This is a genomic window from Oceanotoga teriensis (assembly GCF_003148465.1).
Classification (GTDB): Bacteria; Thermotogota; Thermotogae; order Petrotogales; family Petrotogaceae; genus Oceanotoga; species Oceanotoga teriensis.
In genome coordinates this window covers 1-23,709 of sequence record NZ_QGGI01000011.1, presented here as the reverse complement: position 1 = coordinate 23,709, position 23,709 = coordinate 1, and the positions used below count along the sequence as shown (strand labels likewise).

Annotated in this window: 17 protein-coding genes and 1 tRNA gene; 10 read left to right on the top strand and 8 right to left on the bottom strand. The window is 26.6% G+C overall.

The window, feature by feature from the left end; translation table 11 throughout:
* The first annotated feature begins 116 nt into the window (after positions 1-116).
* The 7 genes from C7380_RS08275 (at position 117) to C7380_RS08245 (ending at position 7,656) form a co-directional block, all read left to right on the top strand.
* A complete protein-coding gene (locus C7380_RS08275) occupies positions 117-824 on the top strand; it encodes a DUF4912 domain-containing protein (protein ID WP_109605040.1) in 708 nt (235 codons plus the stop codon).
* A gap of 15 nt (positions 825-839) precedes the next feature.
* Complete coding sequence (locus C7380_RS08270) at positions 840-2,435, top strand: glycoside hydrolase family 57 protein (RefSeq protein ID WP_109605039.1); 1,596 nt, start codon at positions 840-842, stop codon at positions 2,433-2,435.
* Between the two features lie 53 nt (positions 2,436-2,488).
* Complete coding sequence (locus C7380_RS08265; protein ID WP_109605038.1) at positions 2,489-3,064, top strand: 2-oxoacid:acceptor oxidoreductase family protein; 576 nt, start codon at positions 2,489-2,491, stop codon at positions 3,062-3,064.
* Complete coding sequence (locus C7380_RS08260) at positions 3,057-3,365, top strand: 4Fe-4S binding protein (RefSeq protein ID WP_109605037.1); 309 nt, start codon at positions 3,057-3,059, stop codon at positions 3,363-3,365. Before C7380_RS08265 ends, C7380_RS08260 begins: the two co-directional genes overlap by 8 nt.
* 15 nt (positions 3,366-3,380) lie before the next feature.
* A complete protein-coding gene (porA, locus tag C7380_RS08255; protein WP_109605036.1) occupies positions 3,381-4,550 on the top strand; it encodes a pyruvate ferredoxin oxidoreductase in 1,170 nt (389 codons plus the stop codon).
* 16 nt (positions 4,551-4,566) lie between these two features.
* Positions 4,567-5,547, top strand: a complete 981-nt coding sequence (locus tag C7380_RS08250) for a thiamine pyrophosphate-dependent enzyme (RefSeq protein ID WP_109605035.1) — start codon at positions 4,567-4,569, stop codon at positions 5,545-5,547.
* Between the two features lie 120 nt (positions 5,548-5,667).
* Positions 5,668-7,656 (top strand): peptidylprolyl isomerase, encoded by a 1,989-nt coding sequence (locus C7380_RS08245; RefSeq protein WP_109605034.1) that lies wholly within the window; start codon positions 5,668-5,670, stop codon positions 7,654-7,656.
* A gap of 71 nt (positions 7,657-7,727) precedes the next feature.
* Here C7380_RS08245 and C7380_RS08240 read toward each other — a convergent pair.
* Positions 7,728-7,802, bottom strand: a tRNA-Gln gene (locus C7380_RS08240).
* 68 nt (positions 7,803-7,870) lie between these two features.
* Here C7380_RS08240 and C7380_RS08235 point away from each other — a divergent pair.
* A complete protein-coding gene (locus tag C7380_RS08235) occupies positions 7,871-9,532 on the top strand; it encodes a nucleoside kinase (RefSeq protein WP_109605033.1) in 1,662 nt (553 codons plus the stop codon).
* Between the two features lie 48 nt (positions 9,533-9,580).
* Here the strand turns inward: C7380_RS08235 and C7380_RS08230 are convergent, their stop codons facing one another.
* The 7 genes from C7380_RS08230 to C7380_RS08200 all read right to left on the bottom strand — a co-directional run bounded on the left by C7380_RS08230 (position 9,581) and on the right by C7380_RS08200 (position 21,595).
* Complete coding sequence (locus C7380_RS08230; RefSeq protein WP_109605032.1) at positions 9,581-12,178, bottom strand: ABC transporter permease subunit; 2,598 nt, start codon at positions 12,176-12,178, stop codon at positions 9,581-9,583.
* Positions 12,178-13,920: an ABC transporter permease subunit gene (locus C7380_RS08225; protein WP_109605031.1), complete on the bottom strand. Its 1,743-nt coding sequence runs from the start codon at positions 13,918-13,920 to the stop codon at positions 12,178-12,180. Before C7380_RS08225 ends, C7380_RS08230 begins: the two co-directional genes overlap by 1 nt.
* 81 nt (positions 13,921-14,001) lie before the next feature.
* The gene (locus C7380_RS08220) at positions 14,002-15,201 is read right to left on the bottom strand and encodes a sugar ABC transporter substrate-binding protein (protein WP_109605030.1); all 1,200 of its coding nucleotides are present in this window, start codon (positions 15,199-15,201) and stop codon (positions 14,002-14,004) included.
* A gap of 232 nt (positions 15,202-15,433) precedes the next feature.
* Positions 15,434-16,819, bottom strand: coding sequence for a pyruvate carboxylase subunit B (locus C7380_RS08215; protein ID WP_109605029.1), 1,386 nt, complete (start codon positions 16,817-16,819; stop codon positions 15,434-15,436).
* 170 nt (positions 16,820-16,989) lie between these two features.
* Positions 16,990-17,451 (bottom strand): QueT transporter family protein, encoded by a 462-nt coding sequence (locus C7380_RS08210; RefSeq protein ID WP_109605028.1) that lies wholly within the window; start codon positions 17,449-17,451, stop codon positions 16,990-16,992.
* Between the two features lie 55 nt (positions 17,452-17,506).
* On the bottom strand, positions 17,507-20,323 hold the full coding sequence (locus C7380_RS08205; protein ID WP_109605027.1) for a DEAD/DEAH box helicase: 2,817 nt from the start codon (positions 20,321-20,323) through the stop codon (positions 17,507-17,509).
* A gap of 36 nt (positions 20,324-20,359) precedes the next feature.
* Entirely contained in the window at positions 20,360-21,595 is a 1,236-nt protein-coding gene (locus C7380_RS08200; RefSeq protein WP_109605026.1) for a hypothetical protein, read from the bottom strand.
* 310 nt (positions 21,596-21,905) lie between these two features.
* Between C7380_RS08200 and rimP the strand changes: the two genes are divergently transcribed.
* Entirely contained in the window at positions 21,906-22,373 is a 468-nt protein-coding gene (gene rimP, locus C7380_RS08195; protein WP_109605025.1) for a ribosome maturation factor RimP, read from the top strand.
* 15 nt (positions 22,374-22,388) lie between these two features.
* Positions 22,389-23,411 (top strand): transcription termination factor NusA, encoded by a 1,023-nt coding sequence (gene nusA, locus C7380_RS08190; protein WP_109605024.1) that lies wholly within the window; start codon positions 22,389-22,391, stop codon positions 23,409-23,411.
* The last annotated feature ends 298 nt before the right edge of the window (positions 23,412-23,709 follow it).

Sequence of the window (23,709 nt, the reverse complement as noted above, 5' to 3'; positions counted from 1 at the left end):
TGAATAGATCCCCCACCCTTATAACGGAGCTTTATTAGCTCCGTTTTTTTGTATTTAATTTTAATTTTTTTATGATAAAATTGTTTTAAATAAAGCTTAATGTGAGGGGGGGTATTATGAAATTAGATGAAAATATAATAAACATTTTAAAAACAGATGAACCAAGTATACAAGAATTAAGAAAAACAGCTAAAAACTTAAACATAAGACTAAGAAGATCCATGAAAAAAAGAGATATATTGAAAGAAATAAAGAAAAAATTACTTGAATTAGATACTCAAGGATTGTTAGAAAATAAAAGTTCTAATAATAAAAAAACAGAAAGGAAGAATACCAAAAAAATGTATTTAGAGCCAAAAGAGCTTAAAAAAACTTATAAAAAAAACAAACTTGAAATTTTACCTGTAAACTATGAATGGATTTATATATTTTGGGACTTTGATGAAAAAACAAAAAAACTTTTAAATAATGATAAAATAAAAAATAATGTTATTTTACGTTTTTGTGATGAAAACGATTTTAGAATCTTTGAAACACATATAAATATATCTAATATGAATAATTATTATTTTAATTTAAATGATAGTAATAAAAATTATTATGCTCGTATTGGATATTTAAAAGATGATGGGATTTTTAAAGAAATTATGAAATCTAAAAATATTTTTATTCCTTCTAAAAATCCTAGTATAAAAGAAAATGAAGAATGGTTCAATATAAAAAAACAGAAAATAATATCTAAACCTGTTAAATTAAATACCTATATAAAACCAATTGAAGAAATAAAAGGTAATTCTTTTGGTAATTATAGTTTAAGTTCTTAAAAAGGGGGGATTAATATGAGAAAGGGCAAATTTCTTTTCATACTTCATTCTCATTTGCCATATGTTAGACATCCTAATTATGACTTTTTTATGGAAGAAAATTGGTTATTTGAAGCAATTACAGAAACATATTTACCTCTCTTAGATGTATTTAATAGACTTGAAAAAGATAATATTCCTTTTAATTTAACTATAAGTTTTACACCTACTCTGATGGAAATGTTAACTACAGAAGATTTGCAAGTTAAATATGAAAAACATTTGAGAGCTATGATAACTTTATCTGAATTAGAAATTGAAAAAACTAAGGAAGAAGATCCAAGAAAATATAAAATGGCAAAATTCTATAACTCTTATTTAGAAAGGATTTTATTCTTATTCTCCGACCAATACAGTCATAATATCTTAAAAGGCTTCAAGGAATTTCAAGATAAAGGTTACATTGAAGTGGTAACATGTAATGGAACACATGGATTTCTTCCTTTCATGATGAATCATCCTGCTGCCATTAGAGCTCAACTAATAACTGCTAAAAATACTTATTACAAAAATTTTAATAAAAACCCTGAAGGTATATGGCTTGCTGAATGCGGATATACACCAGATCTCGATAAATATTTAAATGAATTTAATTTTAATTATTTTTTTGTAGATTCTCACGCTTTTTGGTATGGAAGTTCTCCTGCTAAATATAGTGTTTATAGACCTATAATAACAAAAAATAAAGTTTTTGCTTTTTCAAGAGATCCTGAATCTTCAGAACAAGTTTGGAGTTCTGATATAGGTTATCCTGGTGATTCAAGATATAGAGAATTTTACAGAGATATTGGTTTTGATAGAAGTTTAGAATACATAAAACCATTTATTGATCCGAGTGGCATGAGGATCAACACTGGAATAAAATATCATAAAATAACTGATAAAAAGTTACCTCTAGAACTAAAAGAACTTTATGATATTGATGAAGCTTTTATAGCTGTTTCAGAACATGCAAAAGATTTTATATCAAAAAAAAGATCTCAAATTAAAAGATTAATCTCTATGATGCCCGACTTAGAACCTATAATAGTTGCTCCTTTTGATACTGAATTATTTGGTCATTGGTGGTTTGAAGGACCTTATTTTATTGAAAATTTTTTCAGAGAACTTCAAAAAAATGATGAAATAGAATCTTCAACACCTTCTAAAATAATAGAAAGTCTCGAAGAAGTACAGATGTTAACTCCAGGTGCTTCTACTTGGGGAGCAAAAGGATTCAATGATGTATGGTTGAACAAATCTAACGATTGGGTTTATAAACATTTATCTGAAATGTCTGATATTATGGTCAAAACATCAAAATATGATGATAAAGATCCTACTTTGATAAGGATTTTAAATCAAATGGCTAAAGAATTATTGCTTGCTCAAGCTTCTGACTGGGCATTTATAATGACAACTGGAACAACTGTAGAATATGCAGTTAAAAGAACAAAAGAACATATAAATAGATTTTTTGAACTTTTTTATATGTTTGATAATAAAATCGATGAAAAAAGATTAAAAGAAATAGAATGGCTTGATAAAATATTTGATGATTTGGATTATAAAATATTTAGAAATAATTGTTAAGATTATTATTTTTTTCACATATACTTACATCTCTTTGAAAGGAGGGCATTATTGTGCCAGAAAAGTATTTCGAAGTTAGATGGCATGGTAGAGCTGGTCAGGGTGCAAAAAGTGCTTCACAATTTTTAGCCGAAGCCGCTCTAGATGCTGGAAAATATTCAACTTCATTCCCTGAATACGGTGCCGAAAGATCAGGAGCTCCTATGAAAGCTTTTAACAGGATCTCAGAAGTACCCGTAAGAGTAAGAAGCAACGTAGAATTCCCAGATATCGTTGTTGTTATTGATGATACACTTCTTGGAAACCCAGATATTACTTCAGGTTTAGCAGAAGAGAATTATTTGGTGGTTAACACTATAAAATCTCCAGAAGAAGTTAGTAAAATAACAGGTTTTAATGGTAAAATAGCAACTATCGCTGGAACTGATATCGCTTTAGAAGAAATAAAAAGAGGTATCCCAAATACAGTCATGATTGGAACTTTAATAAAATTAACAGATATAGTTCCTATGGATTCTGTAAAACAAAAAGTTACCGCTGCATTTTCACATAAATTCTCTCAAGCTATAGTTGACGCTAATTTGAGAGCACTCGACAGAGGATTTGCGGAGGTGAACATCAATGGCTAATGAAAAATGGAATGAACTTCCTATAGGTGGTATCGTTGATAAACCAGCTACAGCAAGACAGTATGAAACTGGTAAATGGAGAGTAATGAGACCTATAGTCGATAAAGATAAATGTATAAATTGTATGCAATGTTGGTTATATTGTCCAGATATGGCAATAACAGGACAATTAACAGAAGATGGCAAAAAGACAGAAATGACTGGTATTGATATGACATATTGTAAAGGCTGTGGTACTTGTGCAGCTATTTGTCCTGTAAAGGCAATTGAAATGAAACCAGAATCAGAATTTTTGAAGTAAAGGAGGTATATCTTAATGCCAAATAAATTAGCCGTTACTGGCGCTAAAGCAGTAGCAATAGCTATGAAACAGATAAACCCAGATGTTGTTGCTGCATATCCAATAACACCACAGACTCCAATAGTTCAATATTATGCAGATTTCGTTGCAGATGGTTTAGTAGATACAGTTATGGTGCCTGTTGAATCAGAACATTCGGCAATGAGTGCTGTAGTTGGTTCTGCTGCTGCTGGAGCTAGAACAATGACAGCTACTGCTGCTAATGGTTTAGCTCTTATGACTGAAATAGTTTATATAGCTGCTTCTTATAGATTACCTGTAGTAATGCCTATAGTTAATAGAGCATTATCAGGACCTATTAATATTCATTGTGATCATTCTGATGCTATGTTAGTAAGAGATTCAGGTTGGTTACAATTATTCTGTGAAGATCATCAGGAAGCTTATGATATGACATTAATTGCAACAAAGATATCAGAAAAAGATGATGTTTTACTTCCTACAATGGTTAACCTTGATGGATTCATAACATCACATGGTGTTGATATATTTGAACCTTTAGATGATGGAATAGTTAAAGACTTTGTTGGTAAATGGGAACCAAAGTATCCATTACTAAACATAGAAAAACCAGTAACTTTAGGTTCTTTAGACTTATTTGACTATTATTATGAACATCATATGCAACAAGAAGCTGCTATGAAAAAAGCATATGAATTATTGCCAGAAGTATTTGAAGAATTTGAAAAAATCTCAGGAAGAAAATATGATTTCTTAGATTTATATAAAATGGAAGATGCTGAATATGTTATGGTAGTATTGAATTCTACAGCATCAACAGCTAAATATGTTGTTGATGAATTAAGAGATAAGGGAATAAAAGCAGGATTGTTGAAACCTTGGGTTTTCACACCATTCCCTAAAAAAGAAATAAAAGAAGCTCTTAATGGTAAAAAAGCCGTTGTTGTTTTAGATAGAGCTATGTCTTTCGGTAAAGAAGCTCCTCTTTATTCACTTGTAAAATCAGCTCTTTATGATGCTGAACAAAAGCCAAAGATGGGGTCATATATTTACGGTCTTGGTGGTAGAGATGTTACAACTCATCAGCTTCATGATGCATTTGAAGATGCTATAAATGATAAGCTCGAATTGAATGAACAGAAATACCTCGGACTAAGAGACTAATTTGGAGGTGAATTTTGTGCCATTAAATATTAAACAATTGGTAGATTATGTTGATAAAAATGATTGGCCTTTTACCCAAGGACACAGATTATGTCCTGGTTGTAATGCGCCAATGGTAGCTAAATGGGCTACTTTAACAGCAAAAGCTTTAGGTTATGAGCCAGTAGTAGGTGCTGCAACAGGTTGTTTAGAAGTTTCTACAACAATTTATCCTTTTACAGCATGGAATGTGCCTTATATTCATAATGCTTTTGAAAATGTTGCTGCTACAATAACTGGTGCTGAAGCAGCTTATAGATCTTTAGTTAATAGAGGAAAAGTTGATAATAAAAAAGTTAAATTTATTGCTTTTGCAGGTGATGGTGGAACTTATGATATAGGTCTTCAAGCTCTTTCTGGAGCAATTGAAAGAGGTCATGACTTCGTATATGTATTATATGATAATGAAGGCTATATGAACACTGGTAACCAAAGATCAGGTTCTACTCCAACTGGTGCTGACTCAACAACAGAACCTGTTGGTAAAGCAAAAGCTGGAAAACTCCAGTTCAAAAAATCAATAGTTGATATAATAGCAGGTCATGAAGGAGTTTATGCAGCAACTGCATCAACTTCAGAACCAATGGATTTCATGAAAAAGATGGAAAAGGCTTTAGAATTTGAAGGTCCTGCTTTTATAGCTGTTTTAGCTCCTTGTGTTAGATTCTGGAGAATACCTGAATCTTCAGGTCCAGAGATGACTAAATTGGCTGTTGAAACAAAATATTGGCCACTTTGGGAATATTTCATGGGAGAATATAAAGTAACTAAAAAACCAAGAAACTTCAAACCAGTATCAGATTATGTTACTAAGCTTGGAAGATTCAACAAACTTCTAAAGAGAGATGACTCTGCTGAAGTTATTGAAGAAATGCAAAAATATGTAAATGCTAAATGGGATAGATTATTGGCATTAGAAGAAATATCAAAAGATAAACCATTAAGAACAAAAATATAAATTAAATATCTTTTATTTTTAATAAGCGGGGAATTTCCCCGCTTTTTTAACATAATTTAAGGTTTTATGTGATAAAATATAAAAGATCTAATAATATATTTTGTATGGGAGGAGTAATAAATGAATAAGTGGTTTATTAAACATGAGAAAGCGATCTCATTTGTAATAGCGGCTTTGTTTATAGTCGGTATCATATGGTGGTCAGTTGCAGCTTATTTGTCATCTTCTAATCAGGCGGCAGCATTGAATACTCAAAATGAGCCTGTAAAAGATAATGCTGTATTGTTATTAACTTTGAATGGTGAAGAACTGAATTATCCATATTGGGTTATGAATACCGAATTAGATACACAATATCAAGGAATGTTGCAACAGTACAAACAATATTATAATAGAGAAATAGACCCTATATTTGATTCTTTATCATTAAAAGTTTCAATAGCAAATCAGCTTTTTGATTTGAAGGTTATGAATTATTATGCTGAACAAAACGAATTAGTTCCTACTGACAAAGAATTAAAAGATAGTTTAAGTATTAAAGTCAAAGAACAATTAGATCAATTAAAAGCTAATCCAGATCAATGGGAACAAATAAAAAATGCTTATGGAAGCGAAAAGCAGATAGAATCAATACTCACAAATTCTATTGGTTCTTCAATAAAACAAGATACAATTTTTGATAATGTAAAAAACGACGTTGCTAAAGTTAGTAGAGATGAAGGACTTAAGTATATAGAAGAAAATTTTGATTCTATAAAAAAAGATTATGAACAAGTAAAAGCACAGCATATATTGATTACAGATGAAGCAACTGCTAACGATGTATATAAAATGCTAAAAGATGATGAAATATCTTTCAAAGATGCTGCTGCAAAATATTCAACAGATACAGCAAATGCAACATCTTCTGGTGATTTAGGTTGGTTTGGTAGAGGAAAAATGGTAAAGGAATTTGAAGATGCAGCCTTTAATGGAAATGTAAACGAATTAATAGGACCTGTAAAAACTCAATTCGGATATCATATAATAAATGTTCAAGATAAAAAAGTATTCAATGAACCTAAAGATGTTTTTAACTTTGGTGATATTTATTCTGAAATAGAAAATAAAGTTTCAAATGAAAAGTTTAAAAATTGGTTAGTTTCTTATAAAGAAGAAATGAAATTTGGAAAGAAATATATGGATGAAAAACTACAATTCGCAGAAGATTTCAACAATAACTTAGAAAATTTAGATGAATTAGAAAAATTAGAAAATGAACTTTCATTAATAGCTTTTTATGAAGATGGTCAAGTTTCAGCAGAGGCTGACACAGATTATTTAGCTGTATACTCTAATGTAACTGCTTCATTAAAAAATATTTATAATACAAGATTAGACAGTTTGACTAAATTTATAAGTTTTCAAGGTAAATTAGATGAAGAAGTACAAAAGTTATCTGATGAAGAAATACAAGAAAAAATCACTGAAATAGACAAAAAAATGAATGAAGAAAATGCAGATACTTCAAGTTTAATAGACGAAAAATTTAAGTATTCAGATGTTTTAGATTATAGAACTGCTGAAAAAGATTTAAAAGGATATGGTATAGAATCCGTTGAAAAAGCTAAAGAATATAAGACAAATTTAGAAAATAAATTAAATATAGTTTCAGAAAGAAGATCAAAATTATTAGCTGAACTTTTCTATGAATATCCATCATCAACAAGAATTGTACAAGATTATTATAAAGAAAATCCATCTGATCCAAAAGTAAAAATTGCATATTCAAAACTACAAATAGAACAGCTTAAAATGTATTCTAATTATCTCGGTGGAGGTTCTGTATTAAGTATGTATTTACAACAACCTATAAGGGAAATAATGTTGAATATAGCTTCTGTAATATCAACCGAAGAAAGTACAAATACGAAATTAGATGCACTCGAAGTTGGAATGGATTTATCTGATGTTCTTGAAGATGAAAATATGAAATTATCTTATTTAAAACAAATAAAAGAAATAGACTCTACTTATTATAAAGACATAGATAAAATGATAGAAGAAATAGAAACAAACCTTTCTTCTGAAGCAACACCTTTAAATGAAGAGCCTTTATCTGTAAATTAAAAACAGATTAAAATGAAAAGAAATAAAAAAACCGGGCTTAAAGCCCGGTTTGATTTCTCTAAAAAAGAAAATGGCTGGGACGGCAGGATTCGAACCTACGAATAACGGAGTCAAAGTCCGCCGCCTTACCGCTTGGCCACGTCCCAGCATCTAATTCCGTAAATTATTATAACATAGAAATTGGACTTTGTCAACAAGAAGGAGGATGTTTTTTATGAAAATTTCCCTAACAGATGTTAACAATGGAGATATATATGAAGTAGAAAAGGGAACTTCATTTTATGAATTAAAACAAGAGTTTGAAAAACATTATAATAAAAAAGTTTACGGTGTAAAAATAAATAATAATATCAAAGAATTATTTAAAAAAGTTGAACATTCAGGAAATATAAAATTCTTAGATTTAAGTGATCCAGATGGTGTAAGAATATATAGAAGAGGTATATTATTTTTAATTTATATGGCTTTAAAAGATATAAATCCAAATGATAAATTTTATGTCAATAATTCTATAGGACCTGGTCTTTACTGTGAATTCGATTCGGGTATACCAAGTCAAGAGTATTTAGATAAAATAGTGGAAAGAATGAAAGAATTGGTTAAAAAAAATCTTGTCTTTGAAAAACTTACAAAAGATAAACAATATGTAATAAATTTATTTAAGCAAGATAATCAAGAAGATAAAGCTAATTTATTCAAATATAGAAAAAAATCTACTGTAAACTTTTATAAGGCTAATGGATACTTTAATTATTTTTATGGATATATGCCTTACTCTACAGGAGAATTAGAAAAATTTGAAATTAAAAAAATTGAAAATGGTTTTGTTATGATTTCACCAAATGAATCTTCGCCAGATAAAATCCCTGAATATAAACATTTTGCCAAGTTATCGGCAACTTTTAATGAATATAATGAATGGCTCAAAATAATGGATATAAGAACTGTTGGCGATTTAAATGAACTTATAGTGGGTGGAAAACATAATGTCTGTGAATTAATAAGAATTTCTGAAGCTTTGCATGAAAAAAAATATTCTCAGATCGCTGATGAATTTATAAAAAGAAAAAATTCTAAACTATTATTGATCGCTGGGCCATCGTCATCAGGAAAAACTACTTCTGCTAAAAGAATAGCCATTCAATTAAAAGTAAACGGTTTAAGACCCGTTCAAATATCTTTAGATGATTATTTTGTTGATAGATCTCTAACTCCTCGTGATGAAAATGGAAATTATGATTTTGAATCAATTTTTTCACTCGATTTAGATTTATTAAATAAAACAATGAAAGACTTAATAGAAGGAAAAGAAGTTGAAATTCCAAAGTTTAATTTTATAAACGGTAAAAGAGAATGGATTGGAAAGAAATTAAAAATTGAAAAAGATCAACCAATAATAATAGAAGGAATACATGGACTAAATGAAACTTTAACTTCTGATATTCCAAGAGATCAAAAATTCAAAGTTTATGTGAGTGCATTAACTCAGATGAATCTCGATAGTGTTAATAGAATTCCTACAACTGATACAAGAATTATAAGACGTATTGTAAGAGATTTTAATTCTAGAGGTCATAATGCTTTAGATACTTTAAAGATGTGGGCATCAGTTAGAAGAGGAGAGGAAAGAAATATTTTTCCTTATCAAGAAGAAGCTGATATAATGTTTAATTCACATTTAGTTTATGAATTATCTGTATTAAAATTATTTGCAGAACCCCTTTTGTTGAATATATGTGCAGATAATGAAGAGTATCCAGAAGCTAAAAGATTATTGAGATTTTTAGATTATTTTATGCCTATAACTGAATTAGAAGAAATTCCAAGAACCTCTGTAATTAGAGAGTTTATAGGGAGAAGTTCTTTTGATTATTAAAAAAATGTTCAGCCTATATTGAAGGCTGAACATTTTTTATCATTAAAATTAACCTTTGACAGAACCTTGAGTTAATCCTCCAACTATCCATTTCTGCATAGTAAGGAAAATTATTACCATAGGAAGTGCTCCAATTAAAGCTGCTGCAGTGAATAATCCCCATTGAGTTTCAAATGGTCCTTGAGAAAATGTTTGTAATCCAACAGCATATGTGTAATTCGCTTCACTTTGAAGAACTATTTTTGCAATAACAAATTCATTGAATGTATTCATAAAAGTCATTATCGTTATTACAGCTATTATGGGTAATGATAAAGGTAACACTATTTTCCAAAATGTTTGAAAACGTGTAGCTCCATCTATCATAGCTGATTCTTCAAGTGAATCTGGTATAGTATCATAATAACCCTTAAAAAGCCACATATTATAAGCAACGTTTCCCATGTATGCAAATATTAAACCGCCAAGACTATCTAATCCAATTAAAGGTATATAATCTCCCATAAAATTCAAAATTCCATATATAGCAATCATAAACATTACAGTTGGGAACATCTGTATTATCATTAAAAAATAAAGTCCACTCTTTCTTCCAAAGAATCTCATTCTTGAAAATGGATATGCTGCCAAAGAAGTTACTAAAACCGTAAAAATAGATGATAATCCAGCAACAATAAAAGAATTAAACAACCATTTTAAAAAAGGTTTTCTTATTTTCTTCTCCCAATTTTGTTGTAAATAATATAAATTTTTATCTATTTTTTTCATTTTTGTCTTTAATTCTGAATATTCTGTATTATCTGCTAAATCATTTACAATTCTTGATGCTCTTGAAATATCAGCTTTTACTGCGCTATAATCTCTTTCATACATCATATTTATATTTTCAAGATATTTTATAGATGAAATATTACCGCCATAATTTAAGTTTAGAAAACTTTCAAGATTGGCATCATAAACTGATATCTCATCTTCCATATTTTCTATTATTTTATTCAAAGCATCTTTTCCCATTATATATTTATTATAAGATTCTTTAAACTTTGTATCCCATTCTAAAATAGCATATCTATTATATTCTGGTTTATAAAATGAATAATAATTAGTTCCTATAAAATCAGAATATAATTTTGTTTCTTCTATATTTTTTATTTGTTGTTCTGCATAATTTTTATAAAATATTAATTTCGAAAGATTTTTACTTTTATTTATAATTTCTAATTTATCTTGATTTTCTTCATTTAAAACTTTTAGATTTTCTACAAAATTATCTCTATCTTTATTTAAAATTTGAATTTCATCTTGATAATTCAATAAATTTGTATAATATTCATTATATTTTTCAGATATTTCTACTATTTCATCTATTGATACTGATAATTTAATAGTAATACTTTTTAAAGCTTGATAAGATGATAAAACACTTTTATCATCCTTTAAAGCATAAATTTTGGTAAAATTTTCATTCAAAAAATTATAAACTTCTTCAAAATTTTTAAGTGTTTCATTAAACCCATTTAATTTAAATCTATCTATACTTTTCACATTATTATAAGTTTTATTCATATTATTTGAAAAAGCTTTTACTGATTCATAAAATTTTATATCTTCTCCAAAAAGAGGTTCTTTTCCTTCTATTTTTGTAAAGTCTAAATCTTTTATTAAATTATAAGAAGCCATAATTTTTTTACTTTCTGGTATATATTGATCTGATATTGCTATTAATTTAGTTAAATATTCTTTGGCATTGTTATCCATAATACTTATTTTAGATTCCAAATCTTGTATTTTAGTTTCAATGTTGTTTATATTATTTTCAATTTTTTCTTTTTGTATAACTAAATCAGAATAATTATTCTCTAGACTCTGTTCTATGCTCTTATTTAAGTTTTCTTCATCAATTTCTAATGATTTCCACATATCTTCTAAATTGAATATTTTATCTGCAAAAGTATCGATAGTTTCATCTTCTTTTACCCATTTTTTATAAGTTCTTATTTTCCATAATGTTGTTTTAAGTGGAATTTTATAAATAGTATCAATAGTTTCATTTATATAATCAATATTACTTTCATTTTTTATCTTTAATAATTCTAAAGTTATATTTTGTCTTTCATTTAAAAAAATACTTAAATTTTTTTCATATTTATCATAATTTAAATTGAGTTCTTTATTTAAACTTTCTAATTCCTTTTTAAATATATTAAAGTCTTTATTTTTTAATTCATTCGAATCCGAAATTATTTTTGATTTATATTTTTCATCATATAATTTAAAAATATCTTGATATATATTTAAATTTTCTTCCATTTCATTTCTTGTATCATTGAAATATATCCTTAGTTCATTCAATAATTCTTCACTTTCTTTTTGGGCTTCTTCCACAGAATATTCAGAATAATCTCCTATATATCCCGAAACTTGATTTAAACTTTTAACAATTTCTGGTACATTTTTTTTGGGAAAAAGAAGTTCCTTATAGTTATTTGCTGTAACTCTATCAGAAAAAAGTTTAGGAGAAAAAGCTGCATTATCCCTTCTTATAGAAGTAGAAATAACCCATATTAAAGGAAATAATATGATAAAAGTGAGTAATATCAATACAATATGTCTTATCAAATAATTTTTTCTTTCTATTTTAGCCATTATCTACTCACCTCTTCAAAAGAACCTGAAAATTTAAAGTTAAAATAGCTCAATATAGCAATTATTGCAAATATTAATACAGAGATCGCAGCTGCAAATCCGAAATCTTGTCCTCTTGATCCTTCAAATGCTAACTTATAAGTAAATGAAATCAATATATCAGTAGCTCCAGCTGGAGTAGATGTTCCAGGTATTGCAGGTCCTCCATTGGTTAAAAGATATATATTAGTAAAATTATTGAAATTGAAAGCAAAAGACATTACCAATAATGGCGCAACAGATACCATTAATAATGGTAAAGTTATTTTTTTAAACTGTTTCCATCTTGATGCCCCATCTATCGAAGCCGCTTCATATAATTCTGATGGTATACTCTGTAAAGACCCCAAAGTAACTGTCATCATATAAGGAAATCCTAACCATGTATTTACTATTATTACTGAAACTTTAGCCCAGAATGGATTATCTAACCATGCAAGACTTTCTGCTCCAAAACTACTTAAAACAAATCTATTTAAAATTCCATATGTTTGATTAAAAAAACCATTTTTCCAAACTAAAACAGATATGAAAGCTGGAATAGCCCATGGAATTATCAAAAGAGTTCTATAAATTAATCTTCCCTTTAATCCTGAATCATTCAAAAATACTGCAAAAAATAATCCTATTATAAAACTCAATATCACACTTAAAGCAGCATAAGTGAAAGTCCATCCAAATATTTGAAAAAATGGTTTAGATATCCTACTATCATTTATAATTTTTGTATAATTCTTTGTTCCTATATTTTGTTGATATCCTATTAAACGTTGTAATTGACCATTCTCATTATAATCAAGAAAGAAACCATCTTTCTCCATTACTTCTCTTTCGGCTAATTTATTATATATATAAGTACTATATTCTTTTCTATCTCCTCTTATTATAGTTTTTACTCTTGTTTCATATATTTTATAAGCCTCTCCAAATTTTTTATATATAAATTTATTCGATAACATAAAATCTTTAGAATTTAATGAAATTACTAATGCTTTCATATAATTCTGCCTTAGAACAGAATTATAATATGCAGAATTTGAACTTACAGAATCATCATATGGTGAATAAAAATAAGTATATCTGACATTATTATTTTTTTCTATTGCAGGAATGAATGAATCATCTTCAGAATCAGCTCTTATAATTTTGTAAGCGTTTTCCTCAGTATTTACAAAATCATTATTAATTTCATACATAGAGGTTTCTGAATACAGTAATGATCCTGTTGAATCATATTCCAATACTTTTGGTTTTTCAGCAAGATACTTGCCTTTCTCATTATTTAAAAGTATCAAAAAATCTTCTGTAGGTTTAAACTCTTCATCATATTTTATATATATACTAAAATCCATAAATTCAGAGTCTTTTGGCTCATAATTATAACTTGGATCTGTAAGTAATATATCTATAGCTTTTTCTCTTGAAAAAAGATGCCCAGTTCCATAATTGGTAAAAGATGTCTTTACAGTATAATACATAGGATATATGGTTAATATAAAAAGAAAAAACAAAGCAAATAAAGTATATCTATAAGGATATCCCTTACTGGAAAATATAGCCCAATCTGCAACAAACAAAAATGCTGCCAATACTATTGCTAAACCTGAATTTCCTATAAAAAAAAGAGTAAATATTATCCATACCATTAATCCATTTAAAACTGAAGCTGCCAACCATATGAGGATTCTACTCAATTTACTCATAATTTGCCCTCCTATTGGTATATAAATAGGGGAAAGGAACTATTTCCCTTCCCCTTTCCCCTAAAAATTAAAATTAAAATTTTATTTTGAAATTGTAGATTTTATTTTATTAACCGCATCATTTAAAGCATCTTGAGTTGTTTGATTATCATTTATTATATTCTTCAAAGCTTCTTCCATAGCAGCCCATACTGGAGCCATTTGAGGTATATTAGGCATCGGTTCTCCTCCTGCAGCACTCTTTGTAAATTGAGCTACTATATCTGCTGGAATTGGTCCACCTCTTTGAGCAATTATTTCATTAACATCATCTCTTGAAGGTAGTCTTGGGTCTGCAAGATAGAAATCATATATTCCTTCTGCTGTAGCAAGATAATTTATAACAAATTCTAAAGCAAATGCTTTATTATTAGATCTTGAATTAACCATTAATCCTTGAACACCAACAAACGGTTTACCCATTTGACCATCGCCTAAAGCTAATTCTGTTAAAGGTAGAACACCTACATCTATACCGGCATCTACATAACCTTTAACTGCCCATGGTCCATTTAATACCATAGCCGCTAATCCTTCTTTAAACATAGAATCCATTGTATCATAACTCGCACCTTTTGGTATTATTCCACTATAGAGTTCTTTTATTATATTAGCACCTGCAACGGCACCTGAATTGTTTAAACCTATATCATTTACATCATAACCACTTTTTGCATCCCATTTGAAAATATATCCACCTTTACCTGCAACAAATGTATGAGAGAAGTAGTAATTATGACCTTCATATATAAATCCTACAGTTTCATCAGTTGTAAATTCTTTAGCTATTTCCATCAATTCATCTATTGACTTTGGTGCTTCTTCTAAATAGTCTTTATTATACATAATTGCTGGAGCTTCAATTGCATAAGGGACCCCATATAATTTTCCTTCAACCATGAATGCGTTTATTCCTGATTGAGCAAATTTATCTAATTCGATTGCAGACATTGGAAATGGTTCAATTAAACCGTTTTCAGAAAGTTCTCCAACCCAATCATGTGCACCAACTATAATATCTGGTCCTTCTCCAGCTGGAGCTGCTGTTAAAAATTTAGATTTTATATCACCAAAATTAACTTGTTGAACTTCTACCGAAATTCCAGTATCTCTTGTAAATTTTTCACCTATCGATTTCATGAAATCAACCTGTTTCTCTGATGACCAAACTAATATAGAATCAGCAAATACCATTAAAACTGAAAAAACCATGATTAAGGTTATCATTAAAAATTTTTTCATCAAAAAAAACCTCCTTATGCATTAAATTTAAAAATGGAAACGTTTTGTCTATGAAAATTATATCATAGTTTTTTTTATTTTCACACTTGTTTATTTATGATTACAGGCAATTATTTTTATTTAAAACATTAAAACTCTTTTTAACTCTTATTTTTTTAAATTAAGAAATATTAACATTAAAATTATATTTAAATAAATAATCCCCCATATCATAAAGATATGGGGGATTGTTTTATACTGGATAAATATTCGTTTCTTCTTTTGAATATTCATCAACTATATCAAAATCTACTTTTATTTCTTTTTTATACCTATCTTTTAAATATTTTATTCCAGTTTCTCCAAATAGTATATAAGTTATAAGATCTTCATCATTTTTAACAAGAATACCTGATTCTTTTCTTGATTTTTCAACTTCTGGTTTTAAATCATCTGCCGGTCTATAAGTTATAGGTTTTTCATCTTTTAAAGCTTTTTTCATGAGTTCTTCATCTACCGGTGCTGGAGATTTTCCATACATACCCTTTAAATAGTTTCTAACTTCATTAGTAATCATTTTATACCTTTCGCCCGTTAAAACATTTATAGTTGACTGAACCCCAACAATTTGGCTTGTAGGAGTTACTAATGGAGGATATCCAAGATCTTTTCTAACTTTTGGTACTTCTTCGAGAACTTCATCCAATCTATCTATTGCTTTTTGCTGCTTTAGTTGAGAAACTAAATTAGATAACATTCCTCCAGGGATTTGTGCTTTTAATATTTTGGCATTTATCGATGTCATCTTCATATCTTTATCTTCATGATTTTTTCTTACATTCCAGAAATGTTCAGATAATTTCATTATTATATCTTGATTTAACCCGAGATCAAAAGCAGCATTAAATGTTTCAACTGCTGGTTGAGATGTTCCCATTGCAAAAGGACTCAAGGCTAAATCTAATCTATCAACACCTGCTTTTATAGCGGCATAATAACTCATCGCTGCCAATCCAGTAGTATTATGAGAATGTAGTTCAATAGGTACATCAAACTTAGATTTTAATTCACTGACTATTTTATATGCTTCTTCTGGAATTAAAAGACCTGCCATATCTTTAATACAAATAGAATCTACACCATTATCAACCAATTCTTTTGTAAAGTTTATATAAAAATCTAAATTATGAACAGGGCTTTGTGTATATGACATAGTCCCTTGAACTTCCATACCTCTTTTTTTAGCAATTTCTATAGATTTTTTTAAATTTCTTATATCATTTAAGGCATCAAACACTCTAACTATATCCATACCATGATCAGCCATCTTGTTTACAAATAATTCAACAACATCATCTGAATAATGTCTATATCCAACAAGATTTTGTCCTCTGAGCAACATTTGAATTTTTGTATTTTTTAAGTTTTTTCTTATTATATCAAGTCTTTCCCAGGGATCTTCATCTAAAAATCTTATACATGAATCATATGTTGCTCCTCCCCAAACTTCCATTGCATAATAACCAACTTTATCAAATTCTGATAATTGTGATTCAAATTCTTCAGTTTTCATTCTTGTAGCTATTAATGATTGTTGTCCATCTCTTAAAGTCGTATCTACTACAAGTGGTCTTTTCATTTTTAGCTTACACCTCCGATATTTTTTTGCTTCAATTTAATGATAACAATTGAAAATTTAAATATCAAATCTATTTAATTAAGTTTATTATTCTATATCAAAAAAAATATCTTTATATTATACTTTTATTCATTTTTTCACTAATTTTAAAAAAAACATTATAAACCATCTTAAGATGGTTTATAATGTTTTTTAAATAATATTAATATAGGAATTCCTATTAAGTATGTAACTACAGCTTGTCCTATTCCTATCCATAAAACAGAAATCCAGTAAGGAACTTCGTACAAAACCGATACATACGCAGAAACACCAAATGCATTTACTAAAACTGAAGGAAGTGGAGCAAGCCATTTATTAGGCATCTTCCAAGTTAAGTATGCAGCTATTAAAGTAAAAAAACTCCCCAACCAAATATCCCAAGCACCAAGGCCTCCTATGATGTTTGCCAATAAAACACCTATATACAAACCTGGAATAAAAGCAGCATCTAAAAATGGCAATACAGTAAATGCTTCAGCTATTCTAAATTGTACTGGCCCAAAGCTTATAGGTTGGAATAAAATACATAAAACTACATAAACTGCCGCTACAACACCTGAATTTACTATCCTTTTTGTGTTATTTTTCATATATAACACCTCCGTGTTTTGATAAGGCGGGTGCTCCGACCGCCATTTATAAACTTTAATCAAATAAAATTTCAAGATATTCTTTTTTCATATCAGAAAATATTTCTTTATCTCCCAAAATATCTTCATATAATTTATTTTTTTTATCTTTTAAAACAGAAATTTTTTCTTCTATACTATCAATACTTATAAGTTTATAAACAAAGACATCTTTATCTTGCCCTATTCTATAAACTCTATCTGTAGCCTGTTTCTCTACCGATGGATTCCACCATGGATCATAATGAATAACATAATCTGCTCCAGTTATATTAAGTCCAATTCCAGCAGCTTTTAAACTCAGCAATAAAATCTTTTTATTATCATTATTATTAAATTCATCAACAATATTTTGTCTATCTTTAGATTTTCCAGTTATAATTGAATAATTATAATCTTTTTCCTTTAAATATTTTTCAATAATCTCAAGCATTGTAGTAAATTGAGAAAAAACAATGACTTTATGATTAGTATTCATAATTTCTTCAATAAATTCTTTTAAAAATTCAAACTTTCCTGAACTTTCTTTAAATGTTTTATCAACTAAATAAGGATGACATGCAATCTGTCTCAATCTCAACAAGGCTTCAAAAATATTTATATTATCTTTTTTTATCTCTTTTCTAAAATAATTTAAATATTTAATATATAAAGATCTTTGTTCTTCTTCCATATTTAATTTTACTTCTTTTTCAAATTTCTCAGGTAATTCATCTAAAACATCTTCTTTTTTTCTTCGAAGTATGAAAGGGCTTATTTTTTTTATGAATTTTTCTTTTTCTTCTTTATTTTTATAAACTTTTTTTATGAAATCTTCATTTTCAAAGTATCCAGGAAGTATAAACTCAAATATACTATATATATCTTCAATATTGTTTTCTATTGGTGTACCAGTTAGAGCAAGTTTGTTTTTTGCCCTAAGACTCTTGATTACTTTTGAAGTTTTAGTCCATCTATTCTTTATATACTGTGCTTCATCTATTATTATATAATCAAAATAATTTTTTATTAAATTTTCTCTATTTATCAATGTCGCATAATTAACTATTAAAATATCATAATTATTAAGGTCATTATCATCGATGTATTCTCCAACAGCCAAGTTAGAAAATGTATTTATTTCATTTTTCCAATTTTGTATGAGTGTTTTTGGACAAACTATCAATGCTCCTTTATCTAAGGAAACATTTGAAAGTAATGCTATAACTTGAACTGTTTTTCCAAGACCCATATCATCTGCAAGAATTCCTCCAAGATTATATTCATTCAAAAATTTAAGATAATTATATCCATAAACCTGATAATCCCTCAAATTACCTTTAAAATTATTTAATTCATAATTATCAAGTTCTTTAAATTTTTTTAACTCTTCAAATACTTTTTTTAAATCCCCTTCAAGAATATCTTGATAATCAATTAATTCACCTATTTTAAAATACTTATTTTCATTATATTTTTTTATTATCTTTTTTATTTTTAAAGGTATTTTTATTATATCTCCATTTTTTAAAACAATATAATTACTTTCTTTCATATTCTCAAGATTCAATATTTCATCATTTATATTTAAATCAATTTTATATTCATTATCAAAAACTTTAGTTCTAATTTTTATAATTGGATTGTTTGATATTCTTATATTTTTAGAATACAAAACTTTTATTTTTTTATCAATTTTGTTCAGATCATTTTCTATAAAATTTACAAAAAAAGTTATATCTACAACTTTTTCTCCATTATCATCCAAATCTATTTTATAAATATTTAATTCATTCAAGACATTTTCTAAAAATTTCTCATCATAATAACAATTTTTAATATCTTTAAAATCTAATTCTTTATCATATAATTCAAATTTAATTTTAAATTTGAATTTATCTCCTATTCTCAAAATATACAACTTTGGTATAGAATTCTTAGTTAAAATAAGTTTATCAAAATCTTCAAATTTAGTATTAATATTTAAATCAAATATATAATCATTAAAAAATTTTTGAAAATCTTCAATTTCAATTATTTCTTCTTTTAATTCTTCTAATTTCAAATCAGTTCTACCGTTTAAATAAAGATAATAAAATCTTCTATTCTCTTTATCTTCTATCAAATAATCAAAATTCGAAATATAATAATCGAATGAATTTAAGATCTCATTATTATCTTTAAAATTCCAATTTACAAATATTCTATTTTCATTTTCTTTTTTTAATGATAATTCCAATTCAATATTGTTCAAATTAAAATAATCTCCATCGATAAAAAAATAATTAGAATATCTTTGTAAAAATTTAAAAGACTTTATTTGATATTTATCTTTATTCAAATAAATATTATTTTGTAAATTTAAATAAAATTCATTCAATATAATGTTATCAGATTCAAAATCGACACAAATATTTTTATCATTTTTATAAAATTTCAAATAGATATTTTTATCATCTCTTATGATCATAATATAATCAAAATAATTTTCTATTGGATATGTATCAACAAGTTTATCTACAATATAAAAAAAATCACTTTTATAATTCAAAATATTACTATTGTTTTTTTCACTTTCTATATAATTTATATATTTTAATAATAAAGCTGTTATATGTTCACATAATCCTATTTTGAATTTTGAATATTCACATTCACAATCATAAAAAAAAGATTCTGAAAGAATACACTTACTAAATACTCCTTCAACATAACCAGAAATATAAAGTTTTTCATCTAATTCATAAAATTTATAATTTTCTATACCTTCATTTTTTAGTATTTTTTTAGCCTTATTATATTTTTCATCAGTCGCATTATTTAAATAATCAGAAGCAATAACTTTAAAATTCATAAAAAATCTCCTCAAAAAAGCGAGATAATAATCTCGCTAATCAATAAGTTTATTGAATTTGTATATCAAATCTTCAAATTTTGGCTTATCTTCATCATAAGTACTAGATATATTTTGTAATTGAGTTAAACTATTTTTTATTTTAATCATAAAATTTTCATCTCTTCCATACAAAGAATAATATTCATTCATAACTTCATAAACATAATCAAAATACAAATAATCTATATCTAAATCATCAGAAAAATTAGAGTATAAATAATTTATAATCTGCGAATCTTTATTTTTATAATATAATTCCTTGAGTATTCTTTTTTTAAAATTCGATAAATCATTCAGATCATCTTCTAAAATTTTTATTCTCTCATCAAGCTCATTCATTGAATTTATATCATATAATGTTTTATAATAATAAATTTCCTTATATGAATTATAAATATTTTCATTCTCTAATTCTATAGATTTTTCATTCAATACCTGACTCAAATTAATCAAAGACATTTCAATAACTTTTCCATCTTTAAAAGATTGAGAGAGAGCTTTGAATTTTTTAAGATCTTCCAATGTATTTTTTTTATTTTCGAAAGAAATATCATTTAATTTTAAATAGGAGAATATCCATTCATCAGGTACATCTTTTTCTTCAAAAATTATATTCCTATAAAATTGTTCAGTCTCTATTAATTTAGATGTTTTATCAATTCTATCTATTCTATATTCTATTTTTAAAGGTTTCCAAGTAACAATAAAATCAAAATTTTCTCTATACTTTTCAAACCAATTTTCAACTGAAATATTTATTTTCTTATTGATCAGAAAATCAGAAAATTTTTCATCAACTAATTCCATCCATATCTTAACTTTCATATAATTTCTTATATTTTTTTCTTCATCAAAAAAAATGACACTTTTATTAAAAATAAATTCATTTGATTTAAGCCTATTATAATTAAGATCAACTTTATCATTTAAACTATCATAATCAATAAATATATTGTTATCATTAAGATATTTCTCCATAATTTTATAATCAACTACTTCTTTCAAAGAATTGAATAATATATTAGATGTATTAAACAAATAATATTTATCTCCAATATTTAAATAATTTTTTAAATTTTCATAATACCTTCCATATAATAATGAATCATCTATATAACTATTCTCAATTATTTTTCCATCTTTTGTTGAAATATATGATATTATTTCTGAAAAACCTGTAAAACTAAGAATTAAAAAAATTACACTCAATAAATATATTTTAAAGTTCATTATTTTCCTCCCATTAGACTTATTCATACAATATTCTATCATAAAAAAAGTTCATTATACTGAATATATAATTATAAAAAAGTAAAATAATCTTCAATTTAATATTTTAATTTATTTAGATTAATATTAAAAAGATTAAAAATTATGTTTTGATTAATATATACAAAACATAATATTCTATTCAAAAAATATTAAACAATGCTTGATTTTTATATTTATATGTGATATAATTTATCAGAAGACCTATAAAAAGCATTAATTTCGAGGGCTAATCGGCCCTCGAATCTTGTTATAAGGGGGAAGACGGAGAATGAAAGATATAAAAAATACTTTATCAGAAAAAGCTGAAGAAATAGCCAAAGAAATGAATTTAGAAATATTTGAAATCAATATAAAAGGTTCAAAAAGAAGAAAAACAATTGAAATAATAATAGATGATTTAAAAGATTTTGTATCAATAGAAACATGTGCTAATTTCTCAAGAAAAATAGAACCTTGGTGTGAAGAACAAGATTTTCCTTTTGGAAGCTATGATTTAATAATAAGTTCTCCAGGTCTCGATAGGCCATTAAGATCTAAAGAAGATTTTATAAGATTTAAAGGGAAATTAGCAAAAATAATAACAAAAAACAAGGTTGAAAATAGAAACTCTTTCACTGGATACATAAAAAAAATTGAAAATGATGAATTAATTATAGAAGAAAAATCTTCAAAAAAGAGTTTATTTAAAATAGAAATGGATAACATATCAAGAGCCAACCTTGAAATAGATTTTTAATCGGAGGTGTAATTTGTGAATATAAACTTATTAGAAGCGCTTGATACATTTGAAAAAGAAAAAGGAATAAGTAGAGATGTTTTAATAGATATAATATTAAAATCAATTAAAAGCGCATATAAAAAAAATTATGGAACAAAAAATGTTGATGTAGAAATGGATAATAAATTTACGAAATTAAATGTTTATCAAGTTTGGCAAGTTGTTGAAAATGTTGAAAATTTACAGGAAGAAATGTCTTTAGAAGAAGCAAAAAGAATTAATCCAAAAGTTCAAATAGGTGAAGAAATAAGGAAAAAAATTAATTTAAAGAAAGATTTTAAAAGAATAGCTGCTCAAACAGCTAAACAAGTTATTTTACAGAATATAAAAGAACTTGAAAAGAAAGCTCTTTTTGATAAATACGTATCTTTGAGAAACAAGATAACAAACGCAGAAGTATTAAAAGTTGCTGATGGATATGCAGAAATAAGAATAGGAAAATTGGAAACAAAACTTCCAGAAAAAGAAATAATCCCTGGCGAAAAATTACTTCAAGGAGATTTAATAAAAGTTCATGTTAAAGATATTCAAAAAACAACGAAAGGTCCAAAAATACTTGTAACAAGAACTTCTCCTGAATTAATAATAGAATTATTAACAACAATAGTTCCAGAAATAGAAGAAAATATTGTAGAAATAGTAAAAATATATAGAGAGCCTGGTATAAGAACAAAAATAGCTGTAAAGTCTAATGATAAAGATGTAGATGCTGTTGGCGCTTGTATAGGTGAAAACAGTATGAGAATAAATGAATTATTAAATGAATTAAAAGTAGAAAAAGTCGATATAATTCAATATTCTGATAATCCTGAAATATTTATAAAAAATGCTCTTGCACCTGCTGAAGTAAAAAATATAAGTATAGATGAAGAAAATACTCAAGCCGTAGTATATGTACCAGAAGATCAATTCTCTCTTGCTATTGGAAAGGGTGGACAAACAGCAAGAACTGCAGCTAAGATAACAGGTTGGAAAATAGATATTCATACAGTTTAACATGTTTCTTTTTATTAATTAATTGTTCATAAAATATACAAACTTTTTAAATAAACAAATGTTATGATTAGTGTAAGTACGTTAATTAATTAATTATAATAATATTATATTAAGTTTTACATAGTGACTTGAAAAATAGAGCAATAAAAAAGGGATATGAAATAAAAACAAGTAAATGAAAAGCAACAAAAATAAAAACAAGTAAAAAAGGAATAAAAAGCGATAAAAAAGAGAAAAAAGAGAAGGGAAGAAAGAAAAAAAGATAGCAAAAGAAAAAGCTTAGAAAAAGCTTTTAATA

Bases quoted from the DNA above. Each gene is read 5' to 3' on its own strand.
- C7380_RS08275 (WP_109605040.1), top strand. From the start codon at position 117: ATGAAATTAGATGAAAATATAATAAACATTTTAAAAACAGATGAACCA.
- C7380_RS08270 (WP_109605039.1), top strand. From the start codon at position 840: ATGAGAAAGGGCAAATTTCTTTTCATACTTCATTCTCATTTGCCATAT.
- C7380_RS08260 (WP_109605037.1), top strand. From the start codon at position 3,057: ATGGCTAATGAAAAATGGAATGAACTTCCTATAGGTGGTATCGTTGAT.
- porA (WP_109605036.1), top strand. From the start codon at position 3,381: ATGCCAAATAAATTAGCCGTTACTGGCGCTAAAGCAGTAGCAATAGCT.
- C7380_RS08245 (WP_109605034.1), top strand. From the start codon at position 5,668: ATGAATAAGTGGTTTATTAAACATGAGAAAGCGATCTCATTTGTAATA.
- C7380_RS08235 (WP_109605033.1), top strand. From the start codon at position 7,871: ATGAAAATTTCCCTAACAGATGTTAACAATGGAGATATATATGAAGTA.
- C7380_RS08230 (WP_109605032.1), bottom strand. From the start codon at position 12,178: ATGGCTAAAATAGAAAGAAAAAATTATTTGATAAGACATATTGTATTG.
- C7380_RS08225 (WP_109605031.1), bottom strand. From the start codon at position 13,920: ATGAGTAAATTGAGTAGAATCCTCATATGGTTGGCAGCTTCAGTTTTA.
- C7380_RS08220 (WP_109605030.1), bottom strand. From the start codon at position 15,201: ATGAAAAAATTTTTAATGATAACCTTAATCATGGTTTTTTCAGTTTTA.
- C7380_RS08215 (WP_109605029.1), bottom strand. From the start codon at position 16,819: ATGAAAAGACCACTTGTAGTAGATACGACTTTAAGAGATGGACAACAA.
- C7380_RS08210 (WP_109605028.1), bottom strand. From the start codon at position 17,451: ATGAAAAATAACACAAAAAGGATAGTAAATTCAGGTGTTGTAGCGGCA.
- C7380_RS08205 (WP_109605027.1), bottom strand. From the start codon at position 20,323: ATGAATTTTAAAGTTATTGCTTCTGATTATTTAAATAATGCGACTGAT.
- C7380_RS08200 (WP_109605026.1), bottom strand. From the start codon at position 21,595: ATGAACTTTAAAATATATTTATTGAGTGTAATTTTTTTAATTCTTAGT.
- rimP (WP_109605025.1), top strand. From the start codon at position 21,906: ATGAAAGATATAAAAAATACTTTATCAGAAAAAGCTGAAGAAATAGCC.